We start from the raw sequence: 14482 nt of genomic DNA, 5'->3' as shown, positions 1-14482 counted from the left end.
GATCACGTTTTCCGCAGGGGTTTTGGGTAAAAGCGGGCATTGTCGAGGGTGACTCCTCACGCTCTGTGTAGGACTGTTGCGCCCTACGCGCGCGTGTGTGCGACCGGGATCACGTGGCCGCGCTCACGTTCCCCGAGCCTCGGGGGTCGCTGTCCGGAGGGCCGCCGTTGGGGCGGCTGCCGTCGGGGCCGTCGGAGGGGTGGCGTTCACCCAGTGACGGTGTCATGTGGTCGAGGCACGACTCGGTGAGCGCACGCAGCGACGCGAGACTCGCGTCCTGGCGGGCGCCCCAGAGTCGGCCCGCGAGGCGCATCACGCCGCTGAAGGCCGCGACCGTCACATGGGGCCGCAGGTCGGACGCGGGGTCCAGGCCCTCCCGGACCGAGATGACCTCGGCGTTCTCCTTCTCCAGTTCGGCGGAGCGCCGCAGGTGCGCCGCCATCAGGCTGGGGGTGGACTCGATCATCTGGTAGGCCCGCATGTGCAGTTCCACCGGGATGACCTGCTCGACGGAGCGGCTGAGGTCGTCCCACGTGGCGAGGACCGTGTGACGCAGCGCCTCGAACGGGCCTTCCTCCGCCGGGCGCTCGCGCAGCGCCGCGACGAAGCGTGCCTCCAGCATCTCGGGCACGGCGAAAGCGACCTCTTCTTTGTTCGCGAAATAGCGGAAGAACGTCCGCTGCGAGACCTCGCAGGCCTCCGCGATCTCGTCCACCGTCGTCTCTTCGAACCCTTGGGACGTGAACAGCTCGAGTGCCGCGCGCAGCAGGGCGCTTCGCGTCCGCTGCTTCTTCAGTTCGCGCAGGTTCAATCGCGTCGCCATGACCCTCTTTCCGGCTGTTTGTGCAGCTCAGCCTAGTGTGAGCGACGTGACAGTTACTGACTTGTTAAATGCTTTGTCAACTGTCAGTGACTGTCACTAGCCTCGAACGTATGACTAGTCAGACCACTGTCGACAAGGCGGACCGGGCGCCGGAGCCCGAGTCCTCCCCGACACCTGCCAAGGGGCTGCGCGGCCACCCCTGGCTGACTCTTTTCTCCGTCGCCATCGGCGTGATGATGGTCGCGCTCGACGGGACCATCGTCGCCATCGCCAATCCGGCCATTCAGAAGGACCTCGGCGCGAGCTTCGCCGACGTCCAATGGATCACCAACGGGTACTTCCTCGCCCTCGCGGTCACTCTCATCACCGCGGGCAAGCTCGGCGACAGGTTCGGACACCGCCAGACGTTCCTCATAGGCGTGGTCGGGTTCGCCGCCGCCTCCGGAGCCATCGGACTGTCCGACAGCATCGCGCTCGTCATCACTTTCCGCGTCTTCCAGGGCCTGTTCGGCGCGCTGCTCATGCCGGCGGCGCTCGGTCTGCTGCGTGCGACGTTCCCGGCCGAGAAGCTCAACATGGCCATCGGTATCTGGGGCATGGTCATCGGAGCCTCCACCGCAGGCGGCCCCATCCTCGGCGGTGTGCTCGTCGAGCACGTCAGTTGGCAGTCGGTCTTCTTCATCAACGTCCCGGTCGGCGTCCTCGCCCTCGTCCTCGGTCTCGTGATCCTCCTGGACCACCGGGCCGAGAACGCGCCGCGGTCCTTCGACATCCCGGGCATCGTGCTGCTCTCCGGCGCCATGTTCTGCCTGGTGTGGGCCCTGATCAAGGCGCCCGCCTGGAGGTGGGGCGACGGTCTGACCTGGACCTTCATCGCGGCGTCGGTGCTCTGCTTCGTGCTGTTCGCCCTGTGGGAGACGCGCGTCGCCGAGCCGCTCATCCCGCTGGGCCTGTTCCGCTCCGTGCCGCTGTCGGCCGGTGTGGTGCTCATGGTGCTCATGGCCATCGCGTTCATGGGCGGCCTGTTCTTCGTCACGTTCTACCTGCAGAACGTGCACGGCATGAGTCCGGTGGACAGCGGACTGCACCTGCTCCCGCTGACCGGCATGATGATCGTCGGCTCCCCGCTGGCCGGCGCGATGATCACCAAGGTCGGTCCGCGGATCCCGCTCGCGGGCGGCATGGCGCTCACCGCGACCGCCATGTACGGCATGTCCACGCTGGAGGCGGGCACGGGCAGCGGCATCATGTCCGTCTGGTTCGCGCTGCTCGGGCTCGGTCTCGCCCCCGTGATGGTCGGCGCGACCGAGGTCATCGTGGGCAACGCGCCGATGGAGCTGTCCGGCGTCGCGGGCGGCCTCCAGCAGGCCGCGATGCAGATCGGCGGCAGCCTCGGTACGGCCGTTCTCGGCGCGGTGATGGCCTCGAAGGTCGACAACGACCTCGCGGGCAACTGGGCGGACGCCAAGCTCCCGCCGCTCGACGCGGCGCAGTTGGACCAGGCGTCGCAGGCCGTGCAGGTCGGTGTGGCTCCGGTGACCAAGGAGATGCCGGCCACGCTCGCGCAGAAGATCACCGACGTCGCGCACGACACCTTCATCTCCGGCATGAGCCTCGCTTGCCTGGTCGCCGCCGGGGTCGCGCTCGTCGCCGTGCTTGTGGCGCTCCTGACCAAGCGCGGGGACAACGCGGAGGCCGGCGCGGGCGCCGCGCACATCTGACCCCGTCGGCGGACCCGGTCGGCTGTCTGCCGGGTCCGCCGCGCCGCGCGACGCCGGTGAGGTGCGCCGGATCGGTGACACGGCTTTGCGGTCGGATGCTGTCGCCCGGCCGTCCACGACCGCCTCCCTCCGCCTGTTCAGGATCGACAGCGCAGGTCACAGCGGTGTCAGGGGTCGTGACTTAGTGACTCACACGCGTTGAAACCGCTCTTGAGTGGGAAGCCCCCGGGAACTTTCCGGGGGCTTTCGCTTATCCGGGTGACGTCGCTCGACAGCCCTTCCCCGAACCCGACCCGCCGGGCCAGAGTGTCTGGCAAGTGATCAGGAGCGAAGGCAACTGGTCGAACCGACACGGGGGTTGAAGCACATGCGTACACCTGCATCCACGACCGGGTCCGCGTCCACGTCGAAGCCGGCGCGCACATCGGACACGGCGTCGCGGACCGGACCGGCGGCGAAGCTGCCGATGACCATTGCGGCCATCGCTCTCGCGGCTGTGGCGCTGACTCCGAGTCTCGCCACCGCGGCCGCCCCGCCGACGGCGCTCGGCAAGTGCGCCGCGGGGGAGCTGTGTCTGTGGAGCAAGGCCGGGTTCAAGGGGAACCGGCACGTCTACGAGCTGTCCACGATCGACATCGAGAGCTGCGTCGCGCTGCCGGAGGGGGACAGCGCGGCGTCGCTCGCCAACCGCACGGGCCGGCCCGTCACCACCTACCAGTCGGCGAAGTGCGCGGAGACGGGAGAGTTCCAGACGTACCCCGGCAGCGGTACCTATGAGCCCGAATCTCCTTACAAGGCGCGGGCGTTCAAGGTCTGGGAGAGATAACGGGCAGCGGCGGAAGGATGATTGAGCCCGCTATCCGGGGTACCCGAACCATCGCCCGAGTCCGAACTAACTCAGGGAGTGATGATGGCGGGCTTCGGACACACCACGCGCAAGAACCCTCGCTCACGTGGCCGTACGTGGTCACGGAGCGGGCCGGACCGCGCGACGCTCGGAATCATCGGCCTCGTGTGCGCGATCGCTGGACTTATCGTCCTGCCGGTCGTGCTCGGACCGGCCGCCGTGATCTGCGGCTGGCTCGCCATGGGGCGGCGATGGACCGGTACGCAGTCCATACCGGCACTGGTCGCGGTCGTGCTCGGCGCGATCGACACCCTGGTAGCGATCGTCTCGCTGGCCTCAGCGGTGGGCGGTACCGCCGGAGGGGTGTTCTGAGCAGTCAGTGACCAGCCTTCGGCCGAACACCGGCTGATCGGTTCCGGTTGACCGATCTCAGAAATCCAAGAGGTCGGGCCGGACCGGCAGCCGGGCCGAGCGGTCAGCTTCACGTGGCCCCGGGACGAGAGTTCCCGGGGCCACGTGTGAAACAGAAGCCATACAGCCCGGCGGGGGAGGGGCGTGCGCCTGTACGTCGGCGCGCCGAAGAAGAGAGAGCCGCAGGCGCAAGAGGAACGAGCCTCGCTGTCGCCCAGGGGAGGGCGTGGCGGGCCGCACAGGACTTCGGCAGCTCCGGAGTCGGGTGTCGAAGGGGCGTGAAGAAGCGAGCAGCCTCCGACTTGGTGGTGCATCCCGGTCGGCGGGCGGCAACGGGGGGGGCGAGAGGTATGCACATCCACGTACGAGCACGGCCCACGGGCGCGGGAAACGCCCGAGGGCGGCGGGACGCACGGTCCCACCGCCCTCGGTTCGAAAAGACTGCCGAGGAAGCCGAGGCTTCCAGGCGCCCCGCCCGCTCCTGTGGGAGGGCCGGGGCGTCGCTGAGCAGGTTCCTACGCGTCGCCGCCGGCCGTGCCGGGGTCCGCGGCCGTGACGTCGAGGAGCTGGTAGCGGTCGATCGCCTGCTTGAGGACCGAGCGGTCGACCTTGCCCTCACGGGCGAGTTCCGTCAGCACGCCGACCACGATCGACTGGGCGTCGATATGGAAGTAGCGGCGCGCGGCGCCCCGGGTGTCGGCGAAGCCGAAGCCGTCGGCGCCGAGCGACTGGTACGTGCCGGGCACCCAGCGGGCGATCTGGTCCGGGACCGAGCGCATCCAGTCCGACACCGCGATGAACGGGCCCTGCGCGCCGGACAGCTTCTGCGTCACGTAGGGCGTGCGCTGCTCCTCCTCGGGGTGCAGCAGGTTGTGGCGCTCCACCTCCACCGCCTCGCGGCGAAGCTCGTTCCACGACGTCGCCGACCAGACGTCGGCGCGTACGTCCCAGTCTTGCGCGAGGATCCGCTGGGCCTCCAGCGCCCACGGGACGCTGACGCCGGACGCCATGATCTGCGCCGGGATCGAGCCGTCCGTGCCGGTGCTGATGCGGTGGATGCCCTTGAGGATGCCCTCGACGTCGACGTCGGCCGGTTCGGCGGGGTGCTGGATCGGCTCGTTGTAGACGGTCAGGTAGTAGAAGACGTCCTCGCCGGGCTTGCCGTCGGCGGTCGGGCCGTACATCCGGCGCAGACCGTCCTTGACGATGTGGGCGATCTCGTAGGAGTACGCCGGGTCGTAGGCGACGCAGGCCGGGTTCGTCGACGCCAGCAGCTGGGAGTGGCCGTCGGCGTGCTGGAGCCCCTCGCCGGTGAGCGTCGTCCGGCCGGCGGTGGCGCCGAGGACGAAGCCGCGCGCGAGCTGGTCGGCCATCTGCCAGAACTGGTCGCCGGTGCGCTGGAAGCCGAACATCGAGTAGAAGACGTAGACCGGGATCAGCGGCTCGTTGTGCGTCGCGTACGCGGAACCCGCCGCGATCAGGGACGCGGTGCAGCCGGCCTCGGAGATGCCGTCGTGCAGCATCTGTCCCGTCGGGGACTCCTTGTAGGCGAGCAGCAGTTCGCGGTCCACGGACTCGTACTGCTGGCCCAGCGGGTTGTAGATCTTCGCGCTCGGGAAGAAGGAGTCCATGCCGAAGGTGCGGTACTCGTCGGGCGCGATCAGCACGAACCGCTTGCCGATCTCCTTGTCCCGCATGAGGTCCTTGAGCAGCCGGACGAAGGCCATGGTGGTGGCGATCGACTGGTGGCCGGAGCCCTTCTTCACCGTCGCGTACGCCTTGTCGTCCGGGAGCTGGAGCGGCTTGGCGCGCACGACGCGGGTCGGGACATAGCCGCCCAGCGCCTTGCGGCGGTCGTGCATGTACTCGATCTCTTCGGAGTCGTGGCCCGGGTGGTAGTAGGGCGGCGGGCCGGCTTCGAGCTGCGCGTCCGAGATCGGGATGTGCAGGCGGTCACGGAAGCCCTTGAGGTCGTCGACCGTGAGCTTCTTCATCTGGTGCGTGGCGTTGCGGCCCTCGAAGTTCGGGCCGAGGGTCCAGCCCTTGACCGTCTGGGCGAGGATGACCGTCGGCTGGCCCTTGTGCTCCTTGGCGGCGGTGAACGCGGCGAAGATCTTCTTGTGGTCGTGGCCGCCGCGACCGAGGTGCAGGATCTGCTGGTCGGTCATGTTCTCGACCATCGAGCGCAGCCGCTGGTCGTCGCCGAAGAAGTGCTCGCGGATGTAGGCGCCGGTCTCGGTGGCGTAGGTCTGGAACTGGCCGTCGGGCGTCGTGTTCAGCTTGTTGACCAGGACGCCGTCGCGGTCCTGGGCGAGCAGCGGGTCCCAGCTCCGGTCCCAGACGAGCTTGATCACGTTCCAGCCGGCGCCGCGGAACTGCGACTCCAGCTCCTGGATGATCTTGCCGTTGCCGCGCACCGGGCCGTCGAGGCGCTGCAGGTTGCAGTTGACGACGAAGGTGAGGTTGTCGAGGCCCTCGCGGGCGGCGATGGAGAGCTGACCGAGGGACTCGGGCTCGTCCATCTCGCCGTCACCGAGGAAGGCCCACACGTGCGACTTGGAGGTGTCGGCGATGCCGCGGGCCTCCATGTAGCGGTTCATCCGGGCCTGGAAGATCGCGCCGAGGGGGCCGAGGCCCATGGAGACGGTGGGGAACTCCCAGAAGTCCGGCATCAGACGCGGGTGAGGGTACGAGGACAGCCCGTTGGGCGCCTTGGACTTCTCCTGGCGGAAGCCGTCGAGCTGATCCTCGGTGAGCCGGTCCAGGAGATACGCGCGGGCGTAGATGCCAGGGGAGGCATGGCCCTGGAAGAAGATCTGGTCGCCGCCGTCGCCCTCGTCCTTGCCGCGGAAGAAGTGGTTGAAGCCCACGTCGTACAGCGACGCCGACGAGGCGAAGGTGGCGATGTGACCGCCGACGCCGATACCGGGGCGCTGGGCGCGGGAGACCATCACCGCGGCGTTCCAGCGGGTCGCGTTGAGGACCTTGCGCTCGATCTCCTCGTTGCCGGGGAAGAAGGGCTCGTCCTTGGTGGCGATCGTGTTGATGTAGTCCGTGCTGCGCATCTCGGGCACGGCCACGCGCTTCTCGCGGGCCCGCTCGATCAGTCGGAGCATCAGATACCGGGCCCGCTCGCGGCCGCGTTCGTCGACTGCGGCGTCGAGGGAGTCGAGCCACTCCTGGGTCTCTTCAGGATCGAAGTCCGGGACCTGGCTGGGGAGACCGCCAATGATGATCGGGTTGCGATCGGATCCGGAAGCCACGCTGTTCCTTCACTGTCGGTGATGCCACTGTTCCACTGTCGGGTGCGCCGTTGTCCATCGTGTACCTCGAAATCGGAATCGTCATCTCTGCCGAGACGAAATCTGGAGGTGACGCGTCGAGGAGCGACCACCCGGGAGCGGCTGCGAACAAATCGCAACGATACGCTCATGTCGCTCAGGTGTTCCGTGGGGCCGTTCGGCCCTGGCCGTCCGCCCCGGCGGCGCAGGGCGGGCAAACCCGGCAGAATGCTGTGGCATACATCACTGGCCTGCGGGGAGCCTTGACAACAGTTGCGGCGAGACCGCCTGGAACGTCACCGTTTCGGCGGTCTCGGAGGCCGGGTACTTGCGCGATCCGTCGCGCACGTGTGGACTACGGCCAATGCTTCGCGCGTGCGCGGGGCCGCAGACAACTTCGTAAACATGATCAGGAGGCAATCCGTGAGCGCGACCGCGGACCACGCGGAGACGAACCTTGCCGTAAGGCTGGGTTTCCAGCCCGACATGGTGGTCCAGGAGATCGGCTACGACGACGACGTCGATCAGGAGCTCCGTGAGGTCATTGAGGCCGCCATCGGCAGCGATCTCGTCGACGAGGACTATGACGACGTGGCTGATGCCGTGGTGCTCTGGTTCCGTGAGGACGACGGGGACCTTACTGATGCGCTGGTGGATGCCACCACGTACATCGAAGAGGGCGGCTACATCCTCCTTCTGACCCCGAAGACCGGGCGTGACGGGTACGTCGAGCCGAGCGAGATCGGCGAGGCGGCCACGACGGCCGGGCTTTCGCAGACCAAGGGGGTCAGCGTGGGCAAGGACTGGACCGGGAGCAGGATGGTGACGCCCAAGACGGCCGCCAAGAAGCGCTGAGCGTCCCAGCAGACACAGGGAACGCGGTGAGGCCCCCGGGGCGGCGTGTGAGCGCCGTCCCGGGGGCCTCACGTGCGCGCGGACGTGTTCCGCCCCGGTGACGCCCCCGGCGGGCTGTGACGGGTCGCTCACGGCGGCGCACTAGGGTTGGGATCACCCGAACAGGCGCGTCGAAGGGAAACTTCACCATGGCGATCGAGGTCGGCACCAAGGCTCCGGAGTTCGAGCTGCGGAACCAGCACGGCGAGACCGTGCGGCTCTCGGACTTCAAGGGCGAGAAGAACGTGGTGCTGCTCTTCTACCCGTTCGCTTTCACGGGGGTGTGCACCGGTGAGCTGTGCGCCCTGCGCGACGAGCTGCCCAAGTTCGTCAACGACGACGTGCAGCTGCTCGCCGTGTCGAACGACTCGCCGTTCAGCCTGCGGGTCTTCGCCGAGCAGGAGGGCCTGGAGTACCCGCTGCTCTCGGACTTCTGGCCGCACGGTGAGGCCTCGCGCGCGTACGGCGTCTTCGACGAGGAGAAGGGCTGCGCGGTGCGCGGCACGTTCATCATCGACAAGGAGGGTGTCGTGCGCTGGACCGTTGTCAACGGGCTGCCCGACGCCCGCGACCTGAACGAGTACGTCAAGGCCATCGACGCGCTCTGAGCGGCCCGCCCGTACCCCGGGCGGCCCGACAACGCAGTGAGATGCCTCGCCGCAGGCGGGAACCCCTCACTAGGATCCAGACGTTGATCGGATGCCGGACGTACTACGGGGCTTCCCGCCCCTCAGACCACAGGGAGGACTCGTGGGAGTCAGCCTCAGCAAGGGCGGCAACGTATCGCTGAGCAAGGAGGCCCCCGGCCTCACGGCGGTCGTCGTCGGACTGGGTTGGGACGTGCGTACCACCACCGGTACGGACTTCGACCTCGACGCCAGCGCGATCCTGACGAACGCCGACGGCAAGGTCCGTAACGACCAGGACTTCGTGTTCTTCAACAACCTCAAGAGCGCGGACGGCTCGGTCGAGCACACCGGTGACAACACCACCGGTGAGGGCGAGGGCGACGACGAGGCGATCAAGGTCGATCTGTCCGCCGTGCCGGCCGATGTCGACAAGATCGTGTTCCCCGTGTCGATCTACGACGCCGAGAACCGCCAGCAGTCCTTCGGCCAGGTGCGCAACGCGTTCATCCGCGTGGTGAACCAGACCGGTGGTGCCGAGATCGCGCGCTACGACCTCTCCGAGGACGCCTCGACGGAGACCGCGATGGTCTTCGGCGAGCTGTACCGGCACGGCAGCGAGTGGAAGTTCCGTGCCATCGGCCAGGGCTACGCCTCGGGCCTGCGCGGCATCGCGCAGGACTTCGGCGTGAACGTCTGAGCCGAAGCACCGCACCACGCTCACCGTCCGGCGCCGCACTACGCACAGTGCGGCGCCGGACGCGCTCGACCACGGCAGCGCACCACAACTCGGGGAGGACCACGATCATGGGCGTCACGCTCGCCAAGGGAGGCAATGTCTCCCTCTCCAAGGCCGCACCCAACCTCACACAGATCCTCGTCGGCCTCGGCTGGGACGTACGCACGACCACCGGAGCGGACTTCGACCTGGACGCCAGCGCACTGCTGTGCAGCGGGGGCCGGGTCATGGGCGACGAGTGGTTCATCTTCTACAACCAGCTCACGAGCCCCGACGGCTCCGTCCAGCACACCGGCGACAACCTGACGGGTGAGGGCGAGGGCGACGACGAGTCGATCATCGTCGACCTCTCCAAGGTTCCGGCGACCTGCGACAAGATCGTCTTCCCTGTCTCGATCCATGACGCGGACAACAGGGGCCAGACGTTCGGCCAGGTCAGCAATGCGTTCATCCGCGTCGTGAACCAGATGGACGGCCAGGAGCTGGCGCGCTACGACCTCTCCGAGGACGCTTCGTCCGAGACCGCGATGATCTTCGGCGAGGTGTACCGCTATGGAGGCGAGTGGAAATTCCGTGCAGTGGGACAGGGGTACGCGTCGGGGCTGCGGGGCATCGCTCTAGACTTCGGGGTCAATGTTTCGTAAAGCCGTGCGCGGAGCGGGGGAGCCCCGTACAACCAGCACGGGGAAACCCGTACACACAATGGGGTAGCCAGTGGTTCTGAAAACCTTCGGCTGGTCGTTTGCGATCACCGTGCTCGGCTTGATCGCGGCCGTCTTCTATGACGGATGGACCGCGTTCGGAGTGGTCGCGATCCTCGCGATCCTGGAGATCTCGCTCTCCTTCGACAACGCGGTCGTCAACGCCGGAATCCTGAAGAAGATGAACGCCTTCTGGCAGAAGATCTTCCTCACCGTCGGCGTACTGATCGCCGTCTTCGGCATGCGGCTGGTCTTCCCCGTCGTGATCGTGGCGATCAGCGCCAAGATGGGCCCGGTGGAAGCGGTCGACCTGGCGTTCAACCAGCCTGACCGCTATCAGCAGTTGGTGACGGACGCGCACCCGTCCATCGCCGCCTTCGGTGGCATGTTCCTGCTGATGATCTTCCTCGACTTCATCTTCGAGGACCGCGACATCCAGTGGCTGCGCTGGATCGAGCGTCCGCTCGCCAAGCTCGGCAAGGTCGACATGCTGTCGGTCTGCATCGCGCTGATCGTGCTGCTGGTCTCCTCCATGACGTTCGCCATCCACGCCCACCAGCACGGTGGCGTGCACGTCGACAAGCAGTCCACGGTGCTCATCTCCGGTATCGCCGGCCTGATCACGTACCTGGTCGTGGGCGGTCTGTCGGGCTTCTTCGAGAACCGCCTGGAGGAGGAAGAGGAGCGCGAGCACGAGGCGGAGGAGCAGGCGGCCCGCGAGGGCAAGCCGAAGTCCGCCGTCGTGCTGGCCGGCAAGGCCGCGTTCTTCATGTTCCTCTACCTGGAGGTCCTGGACGCGTCGTTCTCGTTCGACGGTGTGATCGGCGCGTTCGCCATCACCAACGACATCGTCCTGATGGCGCTCGGCCTCGGCATCGGCGCCATGTACGTGCGTTCGCTCACCGTCTACCTGGTCCGCCAGGGCACGCTCGACGACTACGTCTACCTGGAGCACGGCGCGCACTACGCGATCGGCGCGCTCGCCGTGATCCTGCTGGTCACCATCCGCTACGAGATCAACGAGGTCATCACCGGCCTCGTCGGTGTGGTCCTGATCGCCTGGTCGTTCCTCTCCTCGGTCCGCCGCAACAAGCGGATCGCGGCCGAAGAGGGCAGCGCGGGCAATGACGGCAAGGCGGAAGTCCCCTCAGGGGTCTGACGCCGCCGGCCGGCCACGCGCGCGGTGGCCGGTCCGAACACGGAGCGGGAACCCGGTGTTTGACCGGGGGCCGGTTCCTGGAACGCTCTGGACGGGGCGGTCGTACGAGGACGAGTCCTTGGCCGGCCGCCCCGTCGGCGTGTGAGGACGTGACGGCACACGCCGGCAAGGGGCAGTACGGGAACGGCATTTGGGGGCGGTATGTCCTTCTGGGACAAGCTATGGAGCGGACGCGGCGCGCAGTTCGACTTCGACTCGGGCAGCGCGGCGACCAACGCCATCGAGCTGACGAAGCGGCACCCGGTCGTCTCGCTGGAGAAGCAGGGCGCGGCCACCGGGAATCTGCGGATCAACCTGTCCTGGCGGATGCGCACGTCGGACATCGGCGGGCCGGAGAGGAACAGCCTGCTGAAGAATCCGTTCAGCATGTTCAAGCCCGACGTCGTGCAGGCGCACACGCAGTCCATGGTCAACGTCGACCTGGACCTCGGCGTCCTGTACGAGATGAAGGACGGCGAGAAGGGCGTCGTACAGCCCCTCGGGAACTTCTTCGGGGATCTGAACGCGCCGCCGTACGTGAAGCTCAGCGGGGACGACCGGTTCGGCTCGGCGTCCGGTGAGACGATCTACGTCAATCTCGATCATCGTGACTCCATCAAACGCCTGCTCGTCTTCGTCTACATCTACGACCAGACGCCGGCGTTCGACCGTACGCACGCCCATGTGACGCTCTACCCGGGCAATGGGCCGCGCATCGAGATCAGCCTCGACGAGCGGGCGCCGCAGGCACGTTCCTGCGCCGTCGTCACCATCGAGAACGTCAAGGGCGACCTCGTCGTGCGGCGCGAGGTGAAGTTCGTGTACGGGTTCCAGGCGGAGCTGGACCGGCTCTACGGCTGGGGCCTGCAGTGGGGACGCGGCTACAAGACCGTCAGCGGACGGTAGGGGCCTGCGGGCACGCGGGGGCCGTGGCTCCGGCCCCCGCGCCCGTCAACGGCCGATGAACTGCGGGCCCTGGGGCGGGAGCCGGAACTCCGGCCCGGGGGCCGCCGGCGCCGCGACCGGCTGCGGGTAGCCGTACGCGGGCTGGTGCTGCGGAGTCGGCTGGGTCGAGGGCTGCGGATAGCCGTACACCGGGGGTTGCTGCGGCGGCAGCGGGAACGAGGTCACGGCGGCGGCCGCGGCGGCGGGCCGCGGTGCCGGAGCGGCCGGGGCCGCGGGCGCGGGAGCAGGGGCCGGCGAAGGAGAGGGCGCCGGGGTCGGATCGCTGTCGGAGGAGTCCTCGACGGAGATGCCGAAGTCGGTGGCGAGGCCCACCAGCCCGTTCGAATAGCCCTCGCCGACGGCGCGCAGTCGCCAGCCGTCGCCGCGCCGGTACAGTTCGCCGCAGATCAGCGCGGTCTCCGCGCCCGTCTCGGGCTTGATGTCGAAGTGGGCGAGGGCCTCACCGCCCTCGGAGGCCGCGTCGTAGACGAACATGCGCAGCGCCGGGACGCGCTCGAAAGGGGTTTCGGCGGGGTCCGTGGACGCCACGAGCAGCACGCGGGAGACCTCGGCGGGCACCCCCGCGAGATCGGCCTGCACGGTGTCCGTGAGCCCCTCGGCCACGCGCTTCTTGCCGAGTCGCCACACGGCGCCGCACGGGTGCCGGGGCTGGTTGTAGAAGACGAAGTCCTCGTCGGAACGGACCCGGCCGTCCCCGGCGAGCAGCAGCGCCGACGCGTCGACATCCGGTACGCCCTGCCCCGGGGTCCAGCGGAGCACGGCGCGCACCGCCGTGGCGTCGAGCGGGATGTTCGCCCCCTTGAGCATCGCGTGCGTCATGCCCGTCATCCTGCCCTCCCGGGACCGGCCGGGACAACGCGGGGTGCCCGGCGCGAGAACAAAAATAGCGGGCCGCGACACGCGCTCGCACCAGGCAGAACGCTCCCCACGCCATGCGCGGGTTACCAGATTTTCACCGGGCCCGGGAACCTTTGACACACCCTTGTACGTACTATTACCGGCCACATCAAGACAGTCGGCCCAGCGGAACAGGGCGTCATCGGGGGAGAATCAATGCGTCATTTCGGGCATGTTGCCCCTGAAGTGCGGGGGCGGCTCTTCCATAGGGAGCCACGGGACTTCACCGCGGACTCCGACCCCGGCCTGCTCGCGGCCGCGCTCGGCGCCACGCTCTACAGCCCGGCCACCCGGCCGCGCCTAGCGGACGACGTGCTCAAGCTGGCGGGACGCGGCGTCGCCTCCATGGTGCTGTGCCTGGAGGACTCGATCGACGACGCGGACGTGGTGGCCGCCGAGGACAACCTCGTACGCCAGTTCACCGAACTGCACGCCCGGCCCGGCGTCGAGCCGCCGCTGCTGTTCGTGCGGGTGCGGGCGCCCGAGCAGATCGGGGATCTCGTGCGGCGGTTCGGGCCGGCCGTCGAGCTGCTGTCCGGATTCGTGCTGCCCAAGTTCACCGAGGAGCGCGGCATCCCGTTCCTGGAGGCGCTGGCAGCGGCCGAGGCGGAGTCGGGCCGCCGGCTGTTCGCCATGCCGGTCCTGGAGTCGCCCGAACTGCTCCACCTGGAGACGCGGGCCGACACCCTCGACGGCATCGCCCGCGTCGTCGACAAGTACCGCGAGCGGGTCCTCGCCCTCCGCCTCGGCGTCACCGACTTCTGCTCCGCCTACGGGCTGCGCCGGCCGCCCGACATGACCGCGTACGACGTGCAGATCGTGGCCTCGGTCATCGGTGACGTGGTCAACCGGCTGGGACGGGCCGACGGCACCGGCTTCACCGTCACCGGGCCGGTCTGGGAGTACTTCCGTCACCAGGAGCGCATGTTCAAGCCGCAACTGCGGCGCAGCCCCTTCCTGGAGGGACGTGCGGAGCGGCTGCGCGAGACGCTCATCCAGCACGACATGGACGGGTTGCTGCGCGAGATCGAGCTGGACCGGGCCAACGGCCTGCTCGGCAAGACGTGCATCCACCCCTCGCACGTCCTGCCCGTGCACGCCCTGTCCGTCGTCAGCCACGAGGAGTACAGCGACGCCCGGGACATACTGCGGCCCGAGCGGGACGGCGGCGGCGTCCTCAGATCGGCGTACACGAACAAGATGAACGAGGTGAAGCCGCACCGGGCGTGGGCGGAGCGGACGCTCCAGCGCGCGGAGGTCTTCGGAGTGGCGCACGAGGACGTCGGCTTCGTGGAACTGCTGGCGGCGGGCCTGCCCGGATGAGGCCGGGCCGCGGTGGGCGCTGCGCGCGCGGCAGTCAGCGGTGAGGCGGACGCGT

13 protein-coding genes are annotated in these 14482 nt (G+C 68.3%); 10 read left to right on the top strand and 3 right to left on the bottom strand.

Translation table 11 applies throughout. The features are described from left to right. Nucleotides 1-109: 109 nt before the first annotated feature. The gene (locus ACZ7LY_RS04255) at nucleotides 110-823 is read right to left on the bottom strand and encodes a TetR/AcrR family transcriptional regulator (protein ID WP_471622966.1); all 714 of its coding nucleotides are present in this window, start codon (nucleotides 821-823) and stop codon (nucleotides 110-112) included. 110 nt (nucleotides 824-933) lie between these two features. On the opposite strand from ACZ7LY_RS04255, the gene ACZ7LY_RS04250 reads away from it, so the two are divergent. From ACZ7LY_RS04250 to ACZ7LY_RS04240, 3 genes are all read left to right on the top strand, one after another. Further along, nucleotides 934-2544 carry an MFS transporter gene (locus tag ACZ7LY_RS04250; RefSeq protein ID WP_471622965.1) on the top strand — a complete coding sequence of 537 codons (1611 nt, stop codon included), beginning with the start codon at nucleotides 934-936 and terminating at the stop codon, nucleotides 2542-2544. A gap of 367 nt (nucleotides 2545-2911) precedes the next feature. Further along, entirely contained in the window at nucleotides 2912-3370 is a 459-nt protein-coding gene (locus ACZ7LY_RS04245) for a peptidase inhibitor family I36 protein (protein WP_471622964.1), read from the top strand. A gap of 81 nt (nucleotides 3371-3451) precedes the next feature. Continuing rightward, the gene (locus ACZ7LY_RS04240; protein WP_471622963.1) at nucleotides 3452-3763 is read left to right on the top strand and encodes a small hydrophobic protein; all 312 of its coding nucleotides are present in this window, start codon (nucleotides 3452-3454) and stop codon (nucleotides 3761-3763) included. Between the two features lie 554 nt (nucleotides 3764-4317). Here the strand turns inward: ACZ7LY_RS04240 and aceE are convergent. Further along, nucleotides 4318-7065, bottom strand: coding sequence for a pyruvate dehydrogenase (acetyl-transferring), homodimeric type (gene aceE, locus ACZ7LY_RS04235; protein ID WP_471622962.1), 2748 nt, complete (start codon nucleotides 7063-7065; stop codon nucleotides 4318-4320). A gap of 441 nt (nucleotides 7066-7506) precedes the next feature. Between aceE and ACZ7LY_RS04230 the strand changes: the two genes are divergently transcribed. From ACZ7LY_RS04230 to ACZ7LY_RS04205, 6 genes are all read left to right on the top strand, one after another. Further along, nucleotides 7507-7938: a DUF3052 domain-containing protein gene (locus ACZ7LY_RS04230; RefSeq protein WP_471622961.1), complete on the top strand. Its 432-nt coding sequence runs from the start codon at nucleotides 7507-7509 to the stop codon at nucleotides 7936-7938. 188 nt (nucleotides 7939-8126) lie between these two features. After that, nucleotides 8127-8585, top strand: coding sequence for a peroxiredoxin (locus tag ACZ7LY_RS04225; RefSeq protein WP_471622960.1), 459 nt, complete (start codon nucleotides 8127-8129; stop codon nucleotides 8583-8585). A 142-nt stretch (nucleotides 8586-8727) separates the two neighbouring features. After that, complete coding sequence (locus tag ACZ7LY_RS04220; RefSeq protein ID WP_471622959.1) at nucleotides 8728-9303, top strand: TerD family protein; 576 nt, start codon at nucleotides 8728-8730, stop codon at nucleotides 9301-9303. A 107-nt stretch (nucleotides 9304-9410) separates the two neighbouring features. Continuing rightward, nucleotides 9411-9986, top strand: a complete 576-nt coding sequence (locus tag ACZ7LY_RS04215; protein ID WP_471622958.1) for a TerD family protein — start codon at nucleotides 9411-9413, stop codon at nucleotides 9984-9986. A 70-nt stretch (nucleotides 9987-10056) separates the two neighbouring features. Beyond that, nucleotides 10057-11202 (top strand): DUF475 domain-containing protein, encoded by a 1146-nt coding sequence (locus ACZ7LY_RS04210; protein WP_471622957.1) that lies wholly within the window; start codon nucleotides 10057-10059, stop codon nucleotides 11200-11202. 201 nt (nucleotides 11203-11403) lie between these two features. Then, nucleotides 11404-12147, top strand: a complete 744-nt coding sequence (locus ACZ7LY_RS04205) for a TerD family protein (protein ID WP_471622956.1) — start codon at nucleotides 11404-11406, stop codon at nucleotides 12145-12147. 45 nt (nucleotides 12148-12192) lie between these two features. Here ACZ7LY_RS04205 and ACZ7LY_RS04200 read toward each other — a convergent pair whose 3' ends face one another. Next, on the bottom strand, nucleotides 12193-13026 hold the full coding sequence (locus ACZ7LY_RS04200; protein WP_471622955.1) for a TerD family protein: 834 nt from the start codon (nucleotides 13024-13026) through the stop codon (nucleotides 12193-12195). A 234-nt stretch (nucleotides 13027-13260) separates the two neighbouring features. Between ACZ7LY_RS04200 and ACZ7LY_RS04195 the strand changes: the two genes are divergently transcribed. Continuing rightward, nucleotides 13261-14427: an HpcH/HpaI aldolase/citrate lyase family protein gene (locus ACZ7LY_RS04195; protein ID WP_471622954.1), complete on the top strand. Its 1167-nt coding sequence runs from the start codon at nucleotides 13261-13263 to the stop codon at nucleotides 14425-14427. The last annotated feature ends 55 nt before the right edge of the window (nucleotides 14428-14482 follow it).

The sequence above is a fragment of the Streptomyces sp. NPDC107550 genome, assembly GCF_055639095.1.
The sequence above is the reverse complement of the archived record's forward strand: the minus strand, read 5'-3'. Positions and strand labels throughout refer to the sequence as shown.